The following is a 22,277-nucleotide window of genomic DNA, read 5'->3' as shown; positions in this document are numbered from 1 at the left end:
CCCCGCCCCCCCCGCTCCCCCCCGGCCCGGGCCCGCGCCCCGCCCTCCCCGGGCGCCGGCGCCGCCGCCCCGGCCCGCCCCCCGGGGCGGGCGGGGGGCCCCCGCCCCCCCGCCGGGGCCACGCCCCGGGCTTCCGGAAGGCCCAGCAGCCGCTGCACGAACCAGGTCTTGCCGACCCCCGCCTCCCCCTCGACCACCACCAAGCCGGGCCGGCCGTCGACGGCCGATCCCAGCACTCTCCGTAGTCTCCGTTCGTTGACGCCTTCGCGCATCCGGTACCTTCCAGGCTCTGGTCATGGGTCGGCGCCTTGTCGCGAACGTGTTCGCGGCAAGGCGCCGAGTGGGGAACTGGCTTCGGGGACATCCCGGCAGTGCGGGCGTCCGGAGTCAGGCGTGCCGCCATCTGATGCTGAACTGGTCGCCGTCGAGCTGGGAGTTGGCGGTCAGCCGGGTGCCGCTGCGCGTGAGGTCGGTGGAGTTGGGTGTGCCGGCATCGCCGAGCGACTGATCGTTCGCGGTGGCGTCGGTGAAGTTCAACGCTCCGAAGTCGGCGACCGGCTGGATGCCGCTGCCGAGGTCCTCGAGTATCACCTCGGCGGAGTTGAGCTGGTAGTCGCCGGTCTCGTGGTAGGTCTTCGACCAGCCCTGGGTGCTGTCGGTCTCGGTGAGCGTGAAGTCCTGGCCGTCGACGTCGACGGAGGCCGCGATGTGGTCGCCGGCCTCCATGGTCTCGTCGAAGTAGACCGAGTGCTTCGGGTACATCTCGACCCACGGCTCGTACTTCACCCTGCCGTTGCTGCAGTCCTGGTCGAAGCCGATCTGTTCGACGGTGTCGGAGTCGAAGCCGTCCAGTCCGACCCAGGGCGAGACCACGCTGTCGGGAGTGGAGTCGCAGTCCAGGCTCGGCACCCTCCACTGGGCGCTGACCGAGGTGAACGTGTCACCGGTCTCGGTGTAGCCGGCCCAGAACTCGTCGGCGCGCACCCCGTGGTCGAAGTGCGGGAACCCGCCTCGGGCCGCGGCAGCGGCGGTCGGGGCGGAGGCGGCCAGTGCCGCGGTGAGCAGGGTGGCCGCGACGGTGGCCAGGGTCAGGGCCTTGCGGCAGTTGATACCGGTCATGACCGATGTCTCCTTACTGGTGTGGCTTTGCAGGGTCGTAGAATTCACCGAAATCACCGGCGAAATATATAGAGAACAGGCAAAAAGATTGCAAATAACAGTCAAGTCTCCCTCCACGGTGCATATACAGTTCCGCCGGGTCAGGATTTGTTTGCGTATGAGTGGTGCCGCAAATCCGTATTGCTCGCCCGCTCTCCGGTCGCGACCGTGGTCGGCACCGTCACCGGTCGCGGCACAGGCCGCGACCACTCAGGTCGACGGGCCCGACTCGCACTGGAGACGAGAATGTCCTCACGCCCCAAGTACCGCCGCGGTCTCGCCGCCCTCGGCCTCGCCATCGCCGCGCTCGGCCTCTCGGTCCAGCCCGGCCTTGCCGCCACCCCGGACGCCGGCCCCGCCGACACCGGCAAACTGACCTACCACGGCGGTCCGGTCCAGCACACCCCGCGGGTCTTCGTCGTCTACTGGGGCTCGCAGTGGGGCAGCGGCGGCATCACCAACGACCCGGCCGGCGAAGCCCCGTTGCAGCGGGACTTCCTGAACGGCCTTGGCACCCCGCACGACAACTGGAGCAGTTCGGTGACCCAGTACTGCTCCGGCATCCCGGCCGGATCCGCCGACTGCTCGGGTGCCACCGACTTCGCCGGACGCGCCTCGTTCTACTCGCTGCTCGGCATCTGGCTCGACGACAGCGCACCCGCGCCGGCGGCGCCGAGCAGCGCCGACATCCAGGCCGAGGCGGTCAAGGTCGCCCTGCGCTTCGGCCTCAACCAGTCGGAGACCCAGATCGTGATCGACTCACCCACCGGCGTGGTGCCGGCCGGCTTCGCCGCAGGCACGGCGGGCGGCTACTGCGCCTGGCACGACAGCGCGACACTGCCGGACGGCAGCCAGATCTCCTACACCAACATGCCGTACGTCTCCGACGCGGGTGCCGCCTGTGGTGCCGGCGCCGTCGACCCGGGCGACAGCGGGGTGAACCCCGCCACCGAGGGTGTCACCGAGGTCGGCGGACGCGAGTGGGCCGAGAGCGTCACCAACCCGATCGTCGAGCCCAACGCCACCGGCTGGGCCACCGACAACGACGCCGGCACGGACAGCGCCGACAAGTGCTCGTCGGACAGGAGCACCTACGGCCTCGTCACGCTGGGCGGTCAGAAGTTCGCCGTCCAACCGCTGTGGAGCAACAACGCCGCCAACGGCGCCGGCGGCTGCGACCTGTACTACAACTCGCCCACCGACCAGGGCTGAGCCGCTCCGGGCGGGCGGGTCCGCCAACCGGCCACCCGCCCGCCCGGCCCCTTCGTGACGACCTGAGGCACACACCGTGACCCACCGCGGAACCACCGGCGCAGCCCGCGCCGCTCTGCTGCTGCTCCTGACCGCGGGCTGCGCCGGCCCCGTCGCCCACGCCGCCGCTCCGACCACACCGGCCGCGCGGCCCTGCCGGGCAGCCGGCGAAGCCGTGCTGCCGCACACCGCCGGCACCCTCACCCAGGCGGACGGCGGTGCCCGCATCTGCCTGCGCACCGGACAACAGGTGGCCGTACTCCTGCACTCCCCGGCCACCGATCCGGCCGGGCGGTGGCAGCCCATCCAGATTCGGCCGGATGGTCGGGTCCGCCGGGGCGACAGCGGGGTGATGACCCCCTCGATCGGCACCACGACGGGCCTGTTCACCGCGACCGCCCCGGGAGAGACCGAGCTGACGAGCCGTCAGACCTCGGGTGCGGTATGGCAGCTGACCCTGGTGGTGAGCTGACCGGCCTCGGGGCCGACCCGGCATGGGTGCACGGGGGACGTGGCCCGACGTGGCGCGAGAGGCGGTGCATCGTGCCGCGGGCGTCGACGGCCCAGAGCGTGTCGGCGGCGTGCTCGCGCCGGGCCATCCGGACCGTCGCCGGGCGGCCGTCCGGCAGGTCGATCGTGCGGCCGACCCACTCCTGCCAGGCCGGATCGGAGCTGACCAGCATCGCACTCACCACTTCGCAGCCGGCGGAAGTTCCAGCACCTGGCAGCCGACGACGCCGAGTTGCCGGGTCACGAACCGGGCCTCCTGGTCATCGAGCGAGAAGACGAACGGCCCCGGCACCAGGACGGTGCGAAAGCTCCCCAGGGCCGCGAGCCGGATGAGCCGGTCCAGCGCCGGGCGCGGGCCACGGGACGGGCAGCCGTTGTCCATGAACACGGCCGGCTCCGCGACGCCCAGCTGACGGGCGTAGAGCCGCAGTGCGGCCCGATGGAAGACCAACTGCGTGGCGTCGTAAGGAAAGCAGCGCAGGTACATCGCGCTGTCGGCGTACCCGCCGTTCACCGGGTCGACCTCGACCGTCTCCTCCTCGGCGGTGGCTCGCACCACGTCGTGTCCGACGGGGTCCGGCCCCGCGACGGGGATCTCCAGCCGGTCGAGCAGCGCCTCCAGGCCGCCGGCCGGGCCGCGCTTGCGCACACCTGCCGGACCGGCCCGGCCGTCCGCGCCTGCCTCCTTCGACCGCTCCCAGCGTTTGGCCGCGGGTGTGGCGGGAGCCCGCTTGGTCGCGGCCGAAGGCAGTTGCACGATCCGGCGGCAGCCGGCAGCGCTGAGCATCCGGATCGCCAGGCCGGCTCTGGCGTCGTCGGCGGAGAAGACCCACTGGCCGGGCACCATCACCAGCCGGTGGGAGCCCTCCAGGACGGCTCGGGCGAGCCGCTCGAAGGCGGGGCGGGAGCCGGTGGACGGGTAGCCGTTGTCGATGTAGAACGTGGGCGCCGGCACGCCCAGGCGGGCGGCGAAACGGCGCATCGCCTCGCTCTGGTGCTCCACGGCACCGGAGTTCTGGGGGAAGATCCGCAGGTAGGCGGCAGGTACCAGGTCAGCTGACATCAGGAGACTCCGTTCCAGGTCGTGCGGTGGGGGGAGGGTATTTCCAGCACTAGGCAGCCGGCCGCGAGCAGCCGTTCGACGGTGTGCCCGGCTTCGACGTCGTCCAGGGAGAAGACGAACGGCCCGGGCACCAGCACGACGTCGACCAGGCCGAGGGCCGCCTGTTCCAGCAGTCGCTCCAGTGCCGGCCGCGCCTCGCACGACCGGGCGCCGTTGTCCAGATACAGCACCGGTTCCGGTAGACCGTTCTGACGGGCGAGGGTGCGCAGGGCGTCCTGGTGGCAGCCCATTCCCCAGGTGTCGGCGGGGTAGCAGCGCAGGTACATCGCTGCCCGGACGCATCGTTCTCTTGCTGCGGCTCTGGACATCGCTGCCTCCCACTCCATGGATTCCGGCCCGAATGCGGCCGAATTCCCGAGTGCGGGACAGGCTCTCCGGCGCACTTCCATGGAAGATCCGCGCGGCCCGCGAATCAATGAACCGCATGCCCGACTGAGGTCACGACTCGCACCGACCCTGCGGGAGACCATGCGTACGGCCGCGCCGGACACTGCGCAGTGGTCTGGGTAGTGACATGGGTAGTCGCCGGTCGTCCGGCGGGCAGCGGAAAGCGCCCCACTCGCGTGCTCCCGTTCGGTGGTCCGTCCCGGCGCGCGCGCGTTCGCGGCACGGCCCGGACGGTGCTGGCTCCGCCCAGGCTGGCGGCCGCCGGCACTCGGGATCAATCAGGGAGACGTGCGGCACGGATACCCGAACAGGGCGCGAACGTCAGTCCCACTCCCAGCGGATCCCGACCCGGGACGGTGCCTGGTCCAGCCAGACCGCGTGCACGGCCGCCGAGGTGTCGAGCCGCAACATGCTGCGCTCCCGGTCGGCGCCCGCCCCCGGATCGCCCTCGTAGCGGTAGCAGTACGCCGGGGTGACGCCCGGCGGGAACTGGGCCTCGAGCAGGTACTGCCGCACCGGTACGGCGAAGCGGCGTCCGCACCGGGTCACCGGCGTGCGGGCGGCGGAGTGGACCTCGTACTCGAACACCGCCGTGTCACCGGCGCCGAGCGGCGCGTCGAGCAGCAGTTCCGCGGCGACCATCCCGGACTTGGACCGGGTCCGGACCCGGCCGAGGCGGGCGTGGTGGAGCGCGGTGATGACCGGCGGGCCGGCGTCGGCGTCCTCGGCGGCGTGCACCACCAGGCAGCGGGAGACGCCGTTGGCGGTGGCCCGGACCACCTGGCCGGTGCGCGTGATGCACTCGCCGCGCCGGGCGTCGAAACGGAAGAGGTCATGGACGGAGAGCCGCTCCAGGTGGTCGCCCGGTACCGCCTCGAACTCCTCGGCCACCTCGGCCAGCCACGGCTCGCCGGGCCAGAGCTCGGCCGGCCTGAGCGGCCGGGACCACAGCCTGGGCGACGACTCCTTCCCCCAGCGCCCGCGCGGCCGGGGCGGCCCGATCAGGCTGCTCAGGCTGCTCGGCGGCAACTGGAGGATCTCCTCGATCAGTTGGACTGCCGGCATCGAGGATTCACGTTCCGGTTGGCTGCGGCCGCGCCGCCAGTGGCTCAGGGTGGTGGTGCTGATCCGGATGCCGCGAGCGTCCAGCTGACACCGGATGCGCTCCAGGCTGAGTCCGCTCGCCTCGATGGCGGCGCGAAGCGCCTCGGCGAAGTCCGTGCCGGGGCCGGCGGCCGGGCGCGGCGATGCGGCGGTGCGGCGATGGGACGGCGGCATGGCGCCCTTCCTCAATCCGTGGGAAAGCGAACGAATCGGTCCGGAGTGGCCGGGTCCGGGGACAGTACGTGCGCGGCACAGCGCGTGTCACTACTGCACGGGTCTCGCTTTGCTCGCGATGGACCCCGTACGCCCGCCGGGGTGGGCCCGGCGGGCGTACGGGGATGACGATCAGGTCACGGTTCGCAGGGTCGGCCTCCCGGCGTCAATTGCCGCCGCCCAGCAGGGCGCCGGCCAGCCCGTCGGCGATCGGCGAGCCCAGACCGGTCACCTCGTCGTAGCCGGGGCCGGCCGCGAAGCCGCCGTTGCCCTGCGGGACCTGGCTCGACTTGTTGGTGCCGGTGGTGATGTCGTTGAACGCGCCGGGGTAGCCCGGGCCGGCCGCGATCCGGTAGAGCGCCGGGTTGGCGAAGCCCAGGTTCGACTGCTTCTGCGCCTGCGCCTTCTGGTTGTAGAGCACCGCGAAGCCGGCCCAGAGCGGGGCCGCCGCGCTGGTGCCGCCGTTGGTGGGGGACCAGGCTGGCGCCGGGTTGTTCCTGCCGCCGGCGGTGTAGAGGCTGAAGCCGCTCTTCGGGTCTGCGACCGAGGCGACGTCCGGCACCGTGCGGCCGCCGCTACCGGGCTGCCAGTCCGGCTTGTCCCACACCGCGGACTCCCCGCCACCGCCGCCGCTCCACGCCGACTCGGAGTTGTAGGAGCCGTCGGGGTTGAGGCTGAGCGTGGTGCCGCCGACCGCCGTGTCGTACGGGCTGGAGGCGGGGAAGTCGACAGCCGCGGCATAGCCGTCGACGGGCTTCCCGTCGGCGTCCTTGGGGTTCGGGTCGTCCGGGCTGTAGCAGTCCTGGTAGCCGTAGTCACCCGTGGCGCTGAAGGTGCTGATGCCCTGCGCGGCCGCCTCCTTGAAAATGTCGTTGACGGCGTCGAGGTGGGCGTCGGCCTCTACGTCCTCGCACTCGCCCCAGGAGTTGGAGATGACCGTCGCCCGGCCGTCGGAGACGATCCGGTTGTAGATGTCGATCTCGCCCTGGTCACTGTTGGGTGCTTCGTAGACCACCTGGGTGGCCTGGGGTGCGACGCCGCGGATGATCTCGCTGTCCATCTCCACCTCGTCCTCGCCCGAAGTCCAGGCGGGGCCGTCGTAGTGGGCACCGTCGAGCGAGACCGTGCTGACGGCCGGGCCCTTAAGACCGTACTGCTGGTCGTAGGTGGCGAGGTTGGCCGGGTTGTAGCCGGCGAGCTCGAACAGCGCGACGGTCTGGCCGTCGCCGTGCCCGCCCACCTTGTCGAGATGGTAGGCGGAGTCGTACTGGCTCGGGGTGAGGCCCGGGGTGGGAGCCGCGCTCGCGCTCTCGTCGGCCCTCGTCACGGCACTGTGGTGGTGGACCGCGACGTTGTCGAGGCCGGATATGCCGGCGACCACGGAGGCCACGCCGGCCGGCAGCGAGACGGCCTTGTCGGGGGCGTAGAAGGTGCGCCGTTCGGTCCGGTCGAGGTAGCTGGCCTCGGTGGTGTGGAACGCCGCATCGATGCGGGCCACGCTGCCGGTCACGTCGACCACCTGCCGGTTGGCGCTGACGGCGGTCGTGGTCAGACCCTGGCCGCGCAGATAGGCCTGCACCCGCTGGACGTCGGACTGGCTGGGGGCGTACTGGGCGGTGAACTGCGCAGGCGTGAGGTAGTGGCCGTGCTCGGCGGAGCCGGGGGTGCTGACCTCGGCGATGAACCTGTCCAGCTCGGCGGAGTTGCGCAACTTCAGGCTGACGGCCACGGACAGCTGCTGCCCGGCCGGCAGCGCGCCCTGCCGCTGGGCGCCGACGGTGGCCGGCGTGACGGTCCCGGCCAGGGCCACCGTCGGCTCGGCCGACGCGGTGCCGGCGAGGACCGGGCTGCCGAGCGGCAGCAGCGAGAGTGCCGCGACGGCGGCGAGGTGACGGAGCTTCACGAGGTCCTCCTGGTGCCAGGCGTCCCAGCGAATCGGAACGCGCGGCCGAAACATGGCAGACGGGGGCCATCCAGGTGGACGGGAAGAAGGTAATGATTCAGCAAAGAACAGTAAGGCCCTGAATTCCCTTCCCTATACAGTTATGAGCCGCCCGGCCGATCGGGTCGGAACAAGTGCTCGCGGATTTCTCTTGACTCCGGTTCGCACCGCCCCGCACACTCCGACTCGGCGACCTTCCGCAGGATCTGCCGCGAGTGCCGAAGCATCGCCGCCCCGCCTGCGCGACGCCCGAATTCAGGCAAGTCCAACACCGATGCAACTCCCCATCCCCAAGGCTCATCGGAGGTTTGTCATGTCCTCACCCAAAGTGCACTCCCACCGCCCGCTGGTCGCGGCGGGTTGTGCCGCCGCGCTGGCGACCGGAGCTCTCGGGCTCTGGTCCTCCGTCCCCGCGCACGCGGACACCCTCCCCTCCCCCGACCACGTGGTGGTGGTCGTGATGGAGAACCACGCCTACGGGCAGATCCTCGGCAGCTCCGACGCCCCGTACCTCAACTCCCTGGCGAGCGGCGGCGCCACCCTCACCCAGTCCTACGGAATCACCCACCCCAGCCAGCCGAACTACTACGCGCTGTTCTCCGGCGACACCCAGGGCGTCACCGACGACAGCTGCGTCGACACCGGCTTCACCAGTGCTCCCAACCTGGCCTCCGAACTTCTCAACTCCGGCAAGAGCTGGGGTAGTTACAACGAAGGCCTGCCCTCCCAGGGCAGCACCACGTGCAGCAGCGGCGACTACGCCCAGAAGCACGCGCCGTGGTTCGGCTTCGACAACGTGCCGACCAACACCGAGCACACCTTCAACCAGTTCCCGAGCGACTTCTCGCAGCTGCCGAAGGTCTCCTTCGTGGTCCCCGACCTCTGCGACGACATGCACGACTGCAGCGTCGGCACCGGGGACAGCTGGGTGAAGGACAACCTGGACTCCTACGCGCAGTGGGCCAAGAGCCACAACAGCCTGCTCGTGGTCACCTACGACGAGGACGACCTCAACTCCGGCAACCAGATCCCCACCCTCCTCTACGGCCAGCACGTCGCCCCGGGTTCGAGCTCCAGCAGCAGCTACAACCACTACGACATGCTGCACACCCTGGAGGACCTGGCCGGCCTGAACACCCACGCCGGCGCCTCCGGCGGTGCCTCCGACATCACCGGTATCTGGAACTGACGCCTATGTACCTTGCAGACCGTTGTCGCTCCCTCCCCGGCACCACCGGGAGCAGGGCCGCCGTTCCGAGCGCCGTTCTGGCGCTCGGGGCGGTGAGCCTCATCACCGACGTCTCCTCCGAAATGATCACCGCCGTGCTGCCGCTCTACGTGGTGGCCGGCCTCGGCCTCTCCCCGCTCGGGTTCGGCCTGCTGGACGGCGTCAACAACGGCGCCACCGCCCTGGTCCAGCTGCTCGGCGGCGCTCTCGCCGACCGCGGCGGCGGCCGGCACAAGGCGGTGGCCGCCTTCGGCTACGGCCTGTCCGCGCTGTGCAAACCCCTGCTGCTGCTCGCCGGCAGCGTGCCGGCGATCGGCGCGGTGCTCGCCGTCGAGCGCACCGGCAAGGGCCTGCGCACCGCACCCCGGGACGCGATGATCTCGCTCGCCACCGCCCCCGAGCACCGCGGCCGGGCCTTCGGCGTGCACCGCGCCATGGACACCGTCGGCGCGCTGCTCGGCCCGCTCATCGCGTTCGCCGTACTCGCCGCCGCCGACGGTTCGCAGGGCGGCGCGAGCGCCGGTACCGACGGCTACCACGCGGTGTTCACCGTCAGCGCGTGCGTGGCGGCGCTCGGCGTCCTGGTCCTGCTGCTGTTCGTCCCGTCCCGCCGCGCGGTCGGCCCCGCCGCGAAGCCGCCACTGCGCCAGACCCTCGCGCTGATCCGGGTACCGGCCCTGCGCCGGCTGACCCTGTGCGCGGTGCTGCTGGGCCTCAGCACGGTCAGCGACGCCTTCGTCTACCTCCTGATCCAGCGTCGGACCGGCCTCGCCGTGGGCTTGTTCCCGCTGCTGCCGCTGGGCACCTCGGCCGCATTCCTGCTGCTGGCCGTGCCGTTCGGCTCGCTCGCGGACCGCATCGGCCGACCCAGGCTGTTCCTGGCCGGACACGGCGCGCTGCTGCTCGGGTACGGGCTGCTGCTCTGCCCGCTGTCCGGCGCCGCGCCGGTCCTCCTGGTACTCGCCCTGCACGGCGCGTTCTACGCGGCCACCGACGGCGTCCTCGCCGCCGCCGCGTCCGGCACCGTCCCGGCCGAGCACCAGGGCGCCGGGCTCGCCCTGGTGGGCACCGGCCAGGGCGCCGCCAGGTTCGTCTGCTCGCTCGCCTTCGGCGCGGCGTGGAGCGCCTGGGGCGGGCACACCGCGCTCGCGCTCGCCGCAACCGCCCTGGCGACAACATCAGTTGTGGCCTTCGGCATCCTCCGCACCCACCAGGAGGCAACGACATGACCCGGCGCGTGCTCCTGCTGCTGTTCGCCGTCCTGCTACTCGGCGGCGTCGGCACCACCGCCGTCCTGAACGCCTCCGCGAACGCGGGCCAACGGGAGCACCAACAGGCCGGCGGGCCCGCGGTGCGCAACGGCAACCTCACGCTCCGGCCGCCGAGCGGCCGGGAACTGGTCTTCCGCAACATGACCTGGGGGCCGTACCGCGACGACCTGGTCACCGTCCCGGCCGACCGGCCGGACGCCCCGCGCACCGCCTCCGGTGTCAAGTGCCTGCGCTTCTACGCCGCTTCCGGCACCGGTGTCTGCCTCCAGGCCGAGCACGGCACGCTCGGGGACAGCTACCAGGCCGTCATCCTCGACGCCGGGCTGCGCGAGCTGCACCGCTTCCCGCTGGCCGGCATCCCGACCCGGGCCCGGGTCTCCCCCGACGGCCGGCTCGCCGCGTGGACGGTCTTCGTCGGCGGCGACTCGTACGCGGGGACCAACTTCTCCACCCGCACCTCGATCGTGGACACCCGCACCTGGAAGCTCGACGACAACCTGGAGACGTTCACGATCATCAAGGACGGCCACCCCTACCGGGCGAGCGACATCAACGTCTGGGGCGTCACCTTCGCCGACGACGACCGCTTCTACGCCACCGTGGCGACCGGCGGCCAGACCTACCTGGTCCAGGGATCGCTCTCCGCCCGCACCCTGACCACCCTGCACCAGAACGTCGAGTGCCCCTCGCTGTCGCCCGACGGCACCCGGATCGCCTACAAGAAGCGCGTCCCCGGGGCCTCCCCGGACGCCCCCTGGCGGCTGTACGTCCTGGACCTGCGCACCATGACCGAGACCGCGACCGCCGAGCACCGCAACATCGACGACCAGGCCGTCTGGTCCGACGACTCCACCCTGGTCTACGCCCTGCCCGGCAACTACGGCACCGACCTGTGGACCGTCCCCGCCGACGGCACCGGCGCCGCCCGTCTCCTCACGAAGGCGGCCCTGGCACCCGCCTACCTCCAGGCGAACTGACCGGGGCGTACCGCCGGACCGCCGGATGATCCGGCGGTCCGGCGAGCGCTCACTGCTGGGTCGAGAGGACGATCCGGCCCGCGGAGTCGGTCTGCACCAGCATGCCGCCCGGGCCGAGGACGACGACGTCCTTGATGGTGGCAGCGTCCTGCGGCGACACCATCCGCACCCCGGCCGCCGCCAGGTCGGCGAAGTCGCCGAGCGAGGCGCCGGTGACGGCGGGGCTGTCGGAGGCGTCGATCACCACCCGGACCGGCTGCCCGGTCCGCGCGGCGTAGACCTTCAACTTCTCGCCGATCTTGGCCTTGACTCCGGCCTTGAACGCGTCGGCGGACTTCGGCCCGGACATCCGCACGCAGTCGCCGACGAAGCTCTGGTCCAGCGCGACATAGTCGGGCGTGAGGCCGCTCGCCACCGTCCCGCCCGGCTGCAGGTCCGTGATCCCCGCCTCGTACATGCGCTTGGCCGCGATGGTCTCGCGGGCCACGTCGAGGTTCGCCTTCGGCAGGTAGGTCATGGTGACGCCCTGCCGGTTCGGCGCGGAGAACGCCGCCTCGAGCCGGTCGAACCGCGCCATCGCGTCGGCCGCGGTACGGGAGGGGGACTTCAGCGAATCGGTGAAGTCCTTGACCATCTGCTGGTACTTGGCCGGGCCGCCGGCCACGGTGCCGATCTTCCCGGAGTTCGGATCGAGCAGCTTGGCGATCCCCACGTTCTTCGGACCGAGCACGCCCTTGTCCGCACCGAGGTCGGCGGCCGGGTTCTGCCAGAAGCCCTGCCAGTTGGACTCGGCGGCCGAGCCCGCGGTCATCGCCGTTCCCACCCCGTCGAAGGAGCGGATCACGGCGTCGGAGGGGACGTCGCCCTCGGCGTAGGTGTTCGAGACCTCGTTGGCCGCGTTGAGGAAGCCGTCGGCGGCCGACTGGACCTCGGTGTTGATCCAGTCCGCCAGCTCAGCGGACGTGCGGGTGCCGTCGTACACCTGCTGGAGGTCGGCGGCGAGGTCGAGGTCGTGCTGCCGGGCGAGGTCGACGAGGTGCTGTGCGTCGGCCGGGTCGAGTCCCGGCTCGGCGATGGTCTCCTCGATGAGGTCGACGGCGACCTCCAGCTGCGCGTACGCCTGGGTCGAGGTGCTCTCCAGCGACCCGAACCTCGTCGAGACCGGCGAGATCCCCGACGGCAGGGTTCCGCGGGACAGTCCGACGCCCTGGAACGCGTTGCGGAACGTAGCGGGGCGCACCGGGCCGGCCGGGCTCAGACTGATCGCGAAGGCGATCCAGTTGAACACGTCCAGGAAGGTCGCCAGCCTCGGGTTATTCGCCCGCCACTGCGCGCTCTCCCGCGCCATGCACTGGCTGTCCGCGCAGACCGGGGCAGCCGAGGCCCGAACGGTCGGAAGGCCGGGCGCCACCACGAGGAGGCCGGCCAGCACGAGCGAAACGGCTGTTCCGGTGGCCTTGTTGATTGCTGTCATAGTTTTCTCCCTTCATCCTTGGCCGGACGCTATTCCCGCCGAGCCGGGCCTCGGCAGCGTCGAACTACCCGTGGCGGTACGCGAGTCAAGGGCGAGACGAAGGGTCATCCCAGGTGGCCTGGGAGTAGATCGGGTATCCGCAGCGCGGTCCACCTGATTGATCACCGGCAGCGGCAGCGGGAACGTGGTCCTCGTCCCGCCCGACCACGCACACCGGATCATTGGACTGATGGACCGTGCCCCCACACCCGGTCTGACCCCATGGACGACTCACGACGCCGACCCGGCAACCTCCCCGCGGACACGACCAGCTTCGTCGGCCGCCGCCGCGAACTCACGAGCGCGCGCGCCCTGCTCTCCCGGACCCGACTGCTGACCCTGGTCGGCCTGGGCGGCATCGGCAAGACCCGGCTCGCGCTGCGCCTGGCGACCGAGGTCCAGCGCTCCTACCCGGCCGGGGTGTGGCGGGTGGACGTGGCCGCCGTCGAGCGGGCGGATCTACTCGAACACGCCACACTGGCCGGCCTCGATCTCGAACACGCGGCAGCCCGCCCGCCGCTGGCGGCGCTCACCGACCAGTTGTACGGCCGGCGGCTCCTGCTGCTCCTCGACAACTGCGAACACCTGCTCGACCCCTGCGCGCTGCTGGTCAGCCGCCTGCTGGCCGCGCTGCCCCACCTCCAGCTGCTGGTCACCAGCCGGCAGGCTCTCGGGGTCGACGGCGAATGCCCGCTGCCCGTGCCGCCGCTGGCCGCCCCGCACCCGGACCGGCCCCGGACCGGACCCGACATGCCCAATGAGGCGCTGGAGCTCTTCGTCGACCGGGCCGCGGCCGCCCTCGGCGAGTTCACCCCGACCCAGCCGCAGGCGCACGCCGCCGCCCTGATCTGCCACCTGCTGGAGGGCATACCGCTCGCCGTCGAGCTCGCCGCCACCCGTCTGCGAACCCTGACCTGCCGGCAGATCCTGGACCGGCTGGACCGGCGCTTCGACCTGCTCACTCAGGGAAACCGGGCGGCGCCGGCCCGTCAGCAGACCCTGCGCGCTGTCCTCGACTGGAGCTTCGACCTCTGCACCCCGCAGGAGCGGATCCTGTGGACGCGGCTGTCCGCGTTCGCCGGCAGCATGGACCTGGAGGCCGCCGAGGCCGTGTGCCCGGACGCCCAGCTGCCGCCGGCGGCCGTGCTCGACCTGGTGGCCGGCCTGATCGACAAGTCCGTCCTGATCCGGGAGGAACACGGCGCCCGGGTGCGCTACCGGATGATGGAGACCATCCGCCAGTACGGCCGCCTCCACCTCGGCGAGCCGGACGAGCGCCAGGCCCTGCGCCGCCGGCACCGCGACCACTACCTGACCCTGGTGCTGCGCGCCGACCACGAGTGGTTCACCGCCCAACAGGCCACCTGGGCCTGCCGCCTGGACCAGGAGAGACCCAACCTGCGCGCGGCCCTGGACTTCTGCCTGGACACGCCGGGCGAGGCGGGGGCCGGCCTGCGGATGGCCGCCGCCCTGTGGAGCCCGCAACTCGGCGCGGACCACCTCGAGGAGAACCGGCTCTGGCTGGCCCGGGCCCTCGCCGCCGACACCGCCCGCAGCCCGGCCCGGATCGCGGCCCTGCGGGCCGACGGGTGGCTTGCCCTGCTGGTCGGCGCGGACGAGGCCGCAGCCGCCCGGGTCACCGAGTGCCGGGCACTCGCCGCCGAACTGGACGAACCGCGGGCGAGCGCCCAGGCCGAGCAACTCGCCGGTCTGGCCGCCCTCTTCGCCGACGACCTGGCCACCGGTGTCCAGCTGCTGGAGGACACGCTCGCCCGTCACCGGGCCGACGGCGACCACGGCGACGCCTGGTCCGCGCTCTTCCTGCTCGGCCTGGCCTGCTGTCTGGCGGGGGACAGCCGGGCGAGGGCCCTGTGCCAGGAGGGTCTCGAACTGTGCGAGCGGCAGCAGGCGCAGTGGGCCCGCTCCTGGGCACTGTGGCTGAGCGGCCTCCAGGAGCTCCTGCTCGGTGCGACCGCGGCGGCCGCACGACGACTCCAGGAGAGCCTGCGCTGCGGCCCTCCCGCCCACAACCGGCTCGGCGTCGCCCAGTGTCTGGAGGTCCTCGCCTGGACCCGGGCGCAGCAGGACCGCGCTCCGGAGGCCGCCGAGCTGCTCGGGGCCGCACAGTCCCTGTGGCAGCAGCTCGGTACCAGGCTCCCGGGGGTCGGCCGGCTCCTCCGGCACCACACCGACTGCGAGGCCCGGCTCCGCCGGGCTCTCGGCGACGAGGCCTTCACCCGCTCGGTCCAGGCCGGCCGGGCACTGGCCGTCGAACAGGCCGTCGACCGCGCGCTGGAGCGAACGCCCGGGTGCCGGAGCGCCGCAACGGCCTCCCCGCTCACCGGGCGCGAGCAGCAGGTCGTCCGGTTGGTCGCGCAGGGGCTGACGGACAAGCAGATCGCCGCTCTGCTGGTCGTCTCACCCCGCACCGCGCAGGGCCACGTCCAGCGCATCCTGGTCAAACTGGGCTTCACCTCGCGTACCCAGATAGCCACCTGGACGACCCGGTCGCAGCGCTGAGAGCCCGCTCGGTCGATTCGACCGAGCGGGCTCGGGGATCCGCCGATCCCCCTCTACCGCCGCCTGCGGAGCGACGCGTCAGAGGCTCACTCGAGAATGCCCCCGTAGTCGGGCAGCTTGAAGTGCTTCTCGAAGTAGCCGCCCTCGAAGTCGGTGTCGCGGTTACCGATGTTGGCGGTGATGGTGTAACCGTCCTCGGTGAAGTCCTTCCGGCAGCGCGCCTTGCCGTCCGGCGTCGACTCGCCGTGGTGGCGGGTGCAGACGCCGTCCACCGGGTAACCGGCGTCCTGCATGTCCTGCCAGGCCGACGACGAGTCGGTGCGCGCGGTGACGACCAGCACGTACATGTCGTGGTCCTCCGCCCACTGGGCAACCTTGAGCACCGGCACGTTGGGGTCCCCCGGGTGGTAGTACGACTCCAGCGAGGTGTTGTCGATGTCGAGCACGATGGCCAGCTTGCTGCCGCCCTCGTCGACGCGGTTCTCCAGCCACGGGATCGCGGGAGCGATGTCCTTCTTCACGTCGTGCTGCCACGTCGAGTAGCTGGGCGCCGAGGCGGCCTGCGCCCCGGTGGCGGTACCCAGCGACACGGCCGGCACCGCGAGTGCGAGAGCGGCGAGCAGGGCAATGCGGAACTTCTTGGTCGACATTTCCATTCCCTTCGGTGAGGGGTTTCCGAGCGGATGGGGTAGCGCTCGTTCTGCTGGCCTTATTCACGCAGTTCACCCCTCGGGCGGACATGAGGGACGACCCCTAACCTTTCTCGCCCCCACCCCAACGCCGAGCGCTGATCCGATCGGGTGACATGACGGCGCGCATGTCAAACGCAGCGCCCAGGACGGAAACACTCTGGTCACTCGGCTGCACCGGCCGAAATCGGGAACCGCCCGGGCCGTACGGGAATGCGGGTCCGGGCACCGCAGAGAAAGAAGAACCGATGAGCGAACGACGTCGGCGCCGCGGAGTGAGAGCACTGGCAGCAGCAACGCTGCTGATCGGCTCCGTCCTGCCGTCAGTGGTGGCGGCCGCACCGTCCGCGGCTGCGAACCCATCGCTGGACCACGTCTTTGTGATCATGCTGGAGAACCACTCGTACGACAGCATCATCGGAGACTCGCACGCCCCCTACTTCAACCAGCTGGCCAACCACTACGCCCTGGCAACCAGCTACTACGGCATCACGCACCCCAGCGAGCCGAACTACATCGCGGCCACGTCCGGCCACAACTGGTGGCTGAACAACGACGACCCGGACAACCGCGTCGACCATCGCAACATCGTCGACGAGCTCGAGGCGAACAACGTGCCGTGGGGCGCCTACATGGACGCCATGCCGTCCACGGGCTTCACGGGGAACAGCGCCAACGGCGGGCTGTACGTCAACCGGCACAACCCCTTCATGCTCTACACCGACGTCCGCGACGACAGCGCCCGGCGCCAGCACATCAAGCCCTACACGTCCCTCAGCGATGACCTCAACGGCCGCAACGGCACGATCCCCCGGTACGTCTGGATCAGCCCCGACATCTGCAACGATATGCACGGCGGCGTCGACACCGCCGTCCCGGGGCACCCCGAATCGCCGTGCCCCCTGGCGGACAGCAAGGACGACGCCAACGACATCGCGCTCAAGTCCAAGGCCGAGACTTTCGTGCGCAAGGCGGTCGACACGATCACGGCCAGCCAGGCCTGGAACAACGGCTCGACCAACGCGATCGTCATCGTGCCCGACGAGTCCGATGCCTTCGGCCCCGACAGCACCGGAGGCTACGCGGACACCCACTACTGCTGCGACTCCCCGATCACACCGGCCGGCGACCCGGACATCTCTCCCGACTGGCCCGGCGGGCACTACGGCGGCGGGCACATCCCGGCGATCGTGATCTCCAAGAACGGCCCCCGCAACTTCAAGGACGACTCCGACTACAACCACTACGCCCTGCTGCAGACCATCGAGGACGGCTTCGGTCTGAACCGGCTGGCCCTGACGGCCGACACCAACCGGGTCCATCCGATGTGGCCTCTCATCCTGCCGTAGTGACCCCACGACCGGACACAGGTAGCCGAACAGGTATTCCTCCGCAGGCGCCGCGCCCTGGCGTCGGTGGATGCTTCTCACGTCCGTGATCGGACATACACACCGGCAGCCGGACCACGAGGCCCCCAGCTCGTGGTCCGGCTGCCCGGTCATGCCTGCCCGGGTCGCTGCGGAACAGCCTTCCCCGGCCAACCCGGGCTTCCCGCAGGACACCTGTGGTGTCCGCAACCCGGAAAGAGCGTGCACAGTGGGCAATCGTCCTCAGAAGAAGCGCCGCCGCCTGATAGGCCTCGCCGCCGCCCTGGCGGTGGGGGGAGGATCCGTCGTCCTGCTTGCCCCCGACGCCGCCGCCGGCCCCACCCCGGGCACGTACACGTACTACGGATTTCCCTCCGGAACCGGCGCCCTGCACGACGTCACCTGGACGACGACGCCGCAGACCGACCCCGGCTACACCGCGAACATCTTCTGGAGCCACCAGTTCGGATTCGACAACGGCCAGGGCGCCTACTTCGGCATGCAGAGCAACGGCGGCGACAAGCGCACGCTTCTCTTCTCCGTGTGGGACGCCACGGACTCCAGGCCGGGGCCCGACAGTTCCTGCGAACCGTTCGGTGGGGAGGGCGACGGCCAGCACTGCCAGGCACACGTGGACTGGACGGCCGGCCACACCTACGAGTTCACGGTCGCCCCCCAGGGCCAGGGCTGGTTCACCGCCACCGTCACCGACTCCACCACCCGCACCAGCTACGAGGTCGGCAGCATCAAGGCCGACAAGGGCCGGCCGGCGGCCGGCATCTCCTCCGACGGGATGATGGACTGGACCGAGTACTTCGAGTGGAGCAGCAGCCAGTCCAACTGCTACAACCAGCCGGCCACCGCCGTCGCGTTCGGAGCGCCGACCGCGAACGGCGGCACGGTCAAGGCCACGGTCTCCGGCACCCACGTCAACGACACCTGCGGGTCGGCCGCCAGGGTCGACACCACCGGGCAGGGCACGGTGCAGCGCGCCGCCGTCGACAACACCGCGCGGGGCGCGGTCGAGAACGGCCAGAAGTGCCTGCGCTCTCCCGGCGACGGCAACGCCGCAATGTCCGACTGCAACAGCACTGCCGGTGACCAGGCCTGGGTGTACGCCGCCGACCAGACGCTGCGTCTGAGGTCCGACAACTGCCTCAGCGCTCAGGGCTCCGCCACCGCGGTCGGCGACTGCCAGGGCGACAGCGCCGCCGAGGGCAAGGTCACCGACCCGGTCAAGCGCTGGACCTACGACGCTGCTGCGAAGACCTTCAGGAACCTCCAGTCCGGGCTCTGCCTCACCGCAGCCACCGACGGCACGACCACCGCCAAGGACTGCGCCGGCACGGCAGACCAGCAGTGGACCCTGCCGAGCCCCGGTAGCACGGATGTCCCGGTCCCGTCACCGACAGCGGCCCGCTGACTGGGCCGACCCCAACTCACCTGCAGCTGGCGGTCATCCGCCTGCGGTCCGTGCTTCGGCTACGCGGGTCGTCCCTCCGCAGGCGCGAGCTCTTGTCCCATTCACCCGCTGTGTCCGCCGGGCCCCACCTGGCGGACACAGCCTGGCCTGCAACCGGCAGGTCACCGTCCTATGGGTGGTAGAGCTCGTGGGCACGGGCAGAGTCGATGGGCCTGTCCTGGTACAGGTGCAGGAAGTGGTCGAGCTGCCAGGCTTGCGTGCTGCCGGCCTGGCGGTTGGCGATGGTCACCCAGGGCGGGTAGACGCGGAAGGCTCGTTTCCCGCCGGAACCGTTCACCGATACCACACCGTGTTGGCGGAGCACGTCCAGGGGAAAGACGAACTGGCCAAAGTGGTGACGGTCACGGGTGCTGATGACGAAGAGGTCGACGGGGTCGGTGATGTCAAAGGGCTGGATGGGCCCGCCTGAGGACCTCTTCCATACGGTGACGAACTGGCCGACCTTGGTGGGGGTCGTCTTTCCTGCGCGGAACCGGATGGAGAGTCCGTCAACGGTGAATGCGTGGGCGGCGTACTCGGCACTCTCGGCCTCGGGGACCGGCTGTGTGCAGGTGAACCCGCAGGCGTCGTAGACGAGCACTTTCGCCGCACGTAGATCGCTGTGGACCAGGGCGGTGTCCAACCACGGTTCAAGGCGAGTGGGGCGGAGATGGGATGAGTACTCGTGGTTCGTCGCCATTCGTCCACTCTGTCAGGGTGCTCTGTCAGTCGCGGACTGGACGTGGGAAGCTCGTCCGCCGCCACGGCTGAACGCTTCTGTCGCCCGGCATTCGACGAATGCCGGGCGACAGACGACAGTCCTCTCGACTCAGTTGCAGGTAGGCCAGGTCGGGGTGCTGACCGGTTGGTAGACGGTGGTGCCGGGGCCACCGCTCGGGTTGTTCGCGAGCGGAACGGTGATGGTGTCGTCGGCCGTCCACGAGTACCCGCCGACATCGAAGGTCCAGGTGCCCGTCACCTTGGTCGCCAGCAGCGACAGCGCCACGTAGTTGTACATGCCGGGTTGAGCCGGAATGGTGACCGAGTTGCTGACGGTACTCGAGCCGCTCCAGGTGTGGCTGTAGGACGCCTTGAGGGTGACCGATACCTTCGCGACCAGCTCCGCTACTTTCCCGGTCTCCAACGATGTGCTCAGCTCGGTGCCGGCAGTGTTCGACCAGCCCGTCATGTCCTGCACCGAGAAGGCGTAGGGGAACGGATTGGGCTGAGAATTGTACCAGACAGCTGAGACGCACTTGCTCGGCAGGGGAGCCGCGGGGGACTCGCTGGACTCCACCCAGTAGCAGGTGGAGGTGTCCTGCTGACACTTGTTGGCGGCGTAGTCGACGGCCAGGTTCCTCAGGGCGGCATAAGCGGTGGTATCCACCCAGGTGATCTGTCCTCCAGGAATGACCGGAGACCAGTCCTGGTTGGGGGTTCCGTTGCAGCTGTACTGTCCGACCCAAGCAGTGTCCCAGTCGTTGCCGTTGAAGAGGTCCATGCACTGTCCGGTGTCAACCTGACGGAACATGAAGTCCTTCCAATCCCCCTGTACAGGCTGGACGTACCATCTCTGGCTGCTCTGCCCCCTGCAACTCCACTCGGTGAGGTACCAGTTGGGCGACGAACCCTTGTCGATGCACTTGCCGGTCGAGTTGTTCACGATCGTGAACGTGGAGTCCGCCGGGTTGACGTTCAGGCGCCAGGACTGGGCATGACCGGTTTGCGCCGCGTAGGTTTCGACGGCAGTCCCGTCGTTGGACGAACCGCCCCCAAGATCGAGGTTGCGGTTCGTGTCGGCCTGAAAGAACAGGTTCTGGAGGGGGCCGGCCGCCTGGGCCGACGTCGTGGTGAGCGGGGACACGGTGATCCCCAGGGCGATGAGACAGGCCGCCAGGACAGTGACGATCAGGCGGGCCGACGGCGCGGCCCGGCTCGGGCTCAGCGTCATGGTAGTTCCCTTCTTCTCGGGGCTCCCGTTCTCGCCGCCGGGAGCACGCTCGCGGTGCGGCCGAAACGACGCACACCGCAGGGCACATGAAGGTGGTTCAGACAGATCAGGACAGCTCGGGCGACGCACCGCCGGGAAGCGCCGGATACCGACCCGACCGCCTGATCTCCGTCCGGTTGAGGACGGGATCAGCATCCGCCCGAGTCACGGCGGAGCACCGGCGTACAACCACCCGTGCCGGTACCTGAATCCGCGGCCCACTGTCCATCCCCTGCAACAGAGCTCGGCCATGATCCTCGATCTGTTCAGCGCCGACGCCCCTCCCCCTCCTGCCCCCGGCAGCGCCAACGGCACCCCGCCCAACATCGGCAGTTCCGGCGCACCGGGCAAGGACGGGTGCGTGGTACTCGCCTTCCCCGACAACTGACGCTGAGGCTGGGAGCTGTGCAGCAGAACGCCGCCACCGGCGCCTGCATCCGCCGGCACGACACCCAGGCCGAACCGGAACTCACCCGCACCTCGCGGCTTGCTCGTCCGCAGTTGAACCCGCCCAGCTCCTTGCGGGTGGTCACTCGGCCCAGGGAGAGTCCAGGATCGTGCGGACGAAGTCCCAGCGCTCGAAGCCGGGCACGTAGTGCGCGAGCACGTCGGCGTTGACCGTGCCGAGCGTGGTCTCCGGCCGGGGTCGCATGCCGTCGGTGAAGGCACCCAGGATGCGCTGCTTGAAGTCGGGGCGCGGGTGCAGGGCGACAACCGCGGCGCGGTCCGCCTCGTCGACGTCGTGGTAGCCGATGCCGAGCACGTCGTACTCGACGCCGGCGGTCACCAGGGCCACCTCCGGCTCCATGAACTCGGGGATGCCGGGGGTGGTGTGCAGCGCGATGGCCGTCCACACCCGTCGGATGCTGTCCTCCGGCACCTGCCGGGCCTGCAGGAACCGGCGGGCCTCGTCGGCGCTGTCGACCTCGAAGCGCCGCCCGCCGGCGCGGAAGGCTTCTCCCAGGCCGAGGTCGTGGAACAGCGCCGCGACGTAGAGCAGTTCGGGGTCGAAGCTGAGGTCCCGGTTGCGCCCCTGGAGGCTGCCGAAGAAGAACACCCGGCGCGAGTGGTCGTAGACCAGGTCACTCGCGCTGTCCCGGACGAGCTCGGTCGCCTCGCGGGCGAGCCTCGAGTCCGGCACGCGCACCCCAGCCGGTGCGGAGAAATCGCCAGTCACTGCAACCCCTTGTCCTTCGCTCTGCCGGCGCCTCCGGCAACACCTCCAGTCTCCGAACCACCAGATCGCTGCGCCATGGCTGTCGGTCCATATAGCCCACAGGCACGATCCCGCTGTTGGCACGGCGGGTGGAGGTGCGCGCACGAGCGAGGCGAGCTGTGCTGCTTGCCGGAGTCAAACCGCCGGCCGGACCTCGCCGCGCGGCTGTGTGCCGAGCCCGCTCTCTCGCGCCGGCCAGCGGGCTGGTGCTCCAGCACCGCAGCCCGTACCCCGGACACCTTCTCCAGCAGCTCGGGGGTGAGCACCTCATCCGGGGTGCCCGAGGCGACCACCGCGCCCTCGTGCGGTTTTGCCCCTTTTGCGTTCTAGAGTGATCGGCGTGCGGCCCGGGCCCC

General features: G+C 70.6%; 19 protein-coding genes and 1 pseudogene. 9 read left to right on the top strand and 11 right to left on the bottom strand.

Features of this window, described 5'->3' with window-relative positions:
• Nucleotides 1–387 precede the first annotated feature (387 nt).
• Nucleotides 388–1,119 (bottom strand): G1 family glutamic endopeptidase, encoded by a 732-nt coding sequence (locus P3T37_RS04585; protein ID WP_280670046.1) that lies wholly within the window; start codon nucleotides 1,117–1,119, stop codon nucleotides 388–390.
• Between the two features lie 285 nt (nucleotides 1,120–1,404).
• On the opposite strand from P3T37_RS04585, the gene P3T37_RS04580 reads away from it, so the two are divergent.
• The gene (locus P3T37_RS04580) at nucleotides 1,405–2,370 is read left to right on the top strand and encodes a hypothetical protein (RefSeq protein WP_280722100.1); all 966 of its coding nucleotides are present in this window, start codon (nucleotides 1,405–1,407) and stop codon (nucleotides 2,368–2,370) included.
• Between the two features lie 76 nt (nucleotides 2,371–2,446).
• Nucleotides 2,447–2,881: a hypothetical protein gene (locus tag P3T37_RS04575; RefSeq protein WP_280722099.1), complete on the top strand. Its 435-nt coding sequence runs from the start codon at nucleotides 2,447–2,449 to the stop codon at nucleotides 2,879–2,881.
• Nucleotides 2,882–3,097: 216 nt separating this feature from the next.
• On the opposite strand, the gene P3T37_RS04570 is transcribed toward P3T37_RS04575, so the two are convergent.
• The 4 genes from P3T37_RS04570 to P3T37_RS04555 form a co-directional block, all read right to left on the bottom strand.
• Complete coding sequence (locus P3T37_RS04570; protein WP_280722098.1) at nucleotides 3,098–3,982, bottom strand: recombinase family protein; 885 nt, start codon at nucleotides 3,980–3,982, stop codon at nucleotides 3,098–3,100.
• A complete protein-coding gene (locus tag P3T37_RS04565) occupies nucleotides 3,982–4,350 on the bottom strand; it encodes a recombinase family protein (RefSeq protein WP_280722097.1) in 369 nt (122 codons plus the stop codon). The genes P3T37_RS04570 and P3T37_RS04565 overlap by 1 nt, the downstream gene beginning before the upstream one ends.
• 400 nt (nucleotides 4,351–4,750) lie before the next feature.
• Nucleotides 4,751–5,707 (bottom strand): helix-turn-helix transcriptional regulator, encoded by a 957-nt coding sequence (locus tag P3T37_RS04560; RefSeq protein WP_280722096.1) that lies wholly within the window; start codon nucleotides 5,705–5,707, stop codon nucleotides 4,751–4,753.
• 205 nt (nucleotides 5,708–5,912) lie between these two features.
• Nucleotides 5,913–7,649 (bottom strand): S53 family serine peptidase, encoded by a 1,737-nt coding sequence (locus P3T37_RS04555; protein ID WP_280722095.1) that lies wholly within the window; start codon nucleotides 7,647–7,649, stop codon nucleotides 5,913–5,915.
• A gap of 352 nt (nucleotides 7,650–8,001) precedes the next feature.
• On the opposite strand from P3T37_RS04555, the gene P3T37_RS04550 reads away from it, so the two are divergent.
• The 3 genes from P3T37_RS04550 to P3T37_RS04540 are packed head-to-tail and all read left to right on the top strand — an operon-like array spanning nucleotide 8,002 to nucleotide 11,164.
• Nucleotides 8,002–8,877, top strand: coding sequence for an alkaline phosphatase family protein (locus P3T37_RS04550; protein WP_280722094.1), 876 nt, complete (start codon nucleotides 8,002–8,004; stop codon nucleotides 8,875–8,877).
• A 5-nt stretch (nucleotides 8,878–8,882) separates the two neighbouring features.
• Nucleotides 8,883–10,145 (top strand): MFS transporter, encoded by a 1,263-nt coding sequence (locus P3T37_RS04545; RefSeq protein WP_280722093.1) that lies wholly within the window; start codon nucleotides 8,883–8,885, stop codon nucleotides 10,143–10,145.
• Nucleotides 10,142–11,164 (top strand): TolB-like translocation protein, encoded by a 1,023-nt coding sequence (locus tag P3T37_RS04540; protein WP_280722092.1) that lies wholly within the window; start codon nucleotides 10,142–10,144, stop codon nucleotides 11,162–11,164. The genes P3T37_RS04545 and P3T37_RS04540 overlap by 4 nt, the downstream gene beginning before the upstream one ends.
• 49 nt (nucleotides 11,165–11,213) lie before the next feature.
• On the opposite strand, the gene P3T37_RS04535 is transcribed toward P3T37_RS04540, so the two are convergent.
• Nucleotides 11,214–12,638: a hypothetical protein gene (locus P3T37_RS04535; protein WP_280722091.1), complete on the bottom strand. Its 1,425-nt coding sequence runs from the start codon at nucleotides 12,636–12,638 to the stop codon at nucleotides 11,214–11,216.
• Between the two features lie 261 nt (nucleotides 12,639–12,899).
• Between P3T37_RS04535 and P3T37_RS04530 the strand changes: the two genes are divergently transcribed.
• The gene (locus P3T37_RS04530; RefSeq protein ID WP_280722090.1) at nucleotides 12,900–15,197 is read left to right on the top strand and encodes a LuxR C-terminal-related transcriptional regulator; all 2,298 of its coding nucleotides are present in this window, start codon (nucleotides 12,900–12,902) and stop codon (nucleotides 15,195–15,197) included.
• A gap of 86 nt (nucleotides 15,198–15,283) precedes the next feature.
• On the opposite strand, the gene P3T37_RS04525 is transcribed toward P3T37_RS04530, so the two are convergent.
• Nucleotides 15,284–15,847 carry an HAD family acid phosphatase gene (locus tag P3T37_RS04525; protein WP_280722089.1) on the bottom strand — a complete coding sequence of 188 codons (564 nt, stop codon included), beginning with the start codon at nucleotides 15,845–15,847 and terminating at the stop codon, nucleotides 15,284–15,286.
• 287 nt (nucleotides 15,848–16,134) lie between these two features.
• Here P3T37_RS04525 and P3T37_RS04520 point away from each other — a divergent pair, with 287 nt between their 5' ends.
• Both P3T37_RS04520 and P3T37_RS04515 read left to right on the top strand, forming a co-directional pair.
• The gene (locus P3T37_RS04520) at nucleotides 16,135–17,235 is read left to right on the top strand and encodes an alkaline phosphatase family protein (RefSeq protein WP_280722088.1); all 1,101 of its coding nucleotides are present in this window, start codon (nucleotides 16,135–16,137) and stop codon (nucleotides 17,233–17,235) included.
• 247 nt (nucleotides 17,236–17,482) lie between these two features.
• Nucleotides 17,483–18,676 (top strand): ricin-type beta-trefoil lectin domain protein, encoded by a 1,194-nt coding sequence (locus P3T37_RS04515; protein WP_280722087.1) that lies wholly within the window; start codon nucleotides 17,483–17,485, stop codon nucleotides 18,674–18,676.
• A 169-nt stretch (nucleotides 18,677–18,845) separates the two neighbouring features.
• Here the strand turns inward: P3T37_RS04515 and P3T37_RS04510 are convergent, their stop codons facing one another.
• Together P3T37_RS04510 and P3T37_RS04505 are read right to left on the bottom strand one after the other, a co-directional pair.
• On the bottom strand, nucleotides 18,846–19,415 hold the full coding sequence (locus P3T37_RS04510; protein ID WP_280722086.1) for a MepB family protein: 570 nt from the start codon (nucleotides 19,413–19,415) through the stop codon (nucleotides 18,846–18,848).
• A 129-nt stretch (nucleotides 19,416–19,544) separates the two neighbouring features.
• A complete protein-coding gene (locus tag P3T37_RS04505) occupies nucleotides 19,545–20,666 on the bottom strand; it encodes an RICIN domain-containing protein (protein WP_280722085.1) in 1,122 nt (373 codons plus the stop codon).
• Nucleotides 20,667–20,955: 289 nt separating this feature from the next.
• Here P3T37_RS04505 and P3T37_RS04500 point away from each other — a divergent pair, with 289 nt between their 5' ends.
• Nucleotides 20,956–21,093 (top strand): hypothetical protein, encoded by a 138-nt coding sequence (locus tag P3T37_RS04500; protein ID WP_280722084.1) that lies wholly within the window; start codon nucleotides 20,956–20,958, stop codon nucleotides 21,091–21,093.
• A 141-nt stretch (nucleotides 21,094–21,234) separates the two neighbouring features.
• Here P3T37_RS04500 and P3T37_RS04495 read toward each other — a convergent pair whose 3' ends face one another.
• A complete protein-coding gene (locus P3T37_RS04495) occupies nucleotides 21,235–21,882 on the bottom strand; it encodes an HD domain-containing protein (protein WP_280722083.1) in 648 nt (215 codons plus the stop codon).
• Nucleotides 21,879–22,226, bottom strand: a pseudogene (locus P3T37_RS04490) (hypothetical protein); the annotation flags it as partial. The gene P3T37_RS04495 and the pseudogene P3T37_RS04490, both read right to left, overlap by 4 nt.
• Nucleotides 22,227–22,277: the final 51 nt, after the last annotated feature.

It is taken from the genome of Kitasatospora sp. MAA4 (assembly GCF_029893355.1).
In the GTDB taxonomy this organism is placed as follows: domain Bacteria; phylum Actinomycetota; class Actinomycetes; order Streptomycetales; family Streptomycetaceae; genus Kitasatospora.
This window is presented reverse-complemented; position numbering and strand designations above follow the sequence as displayed.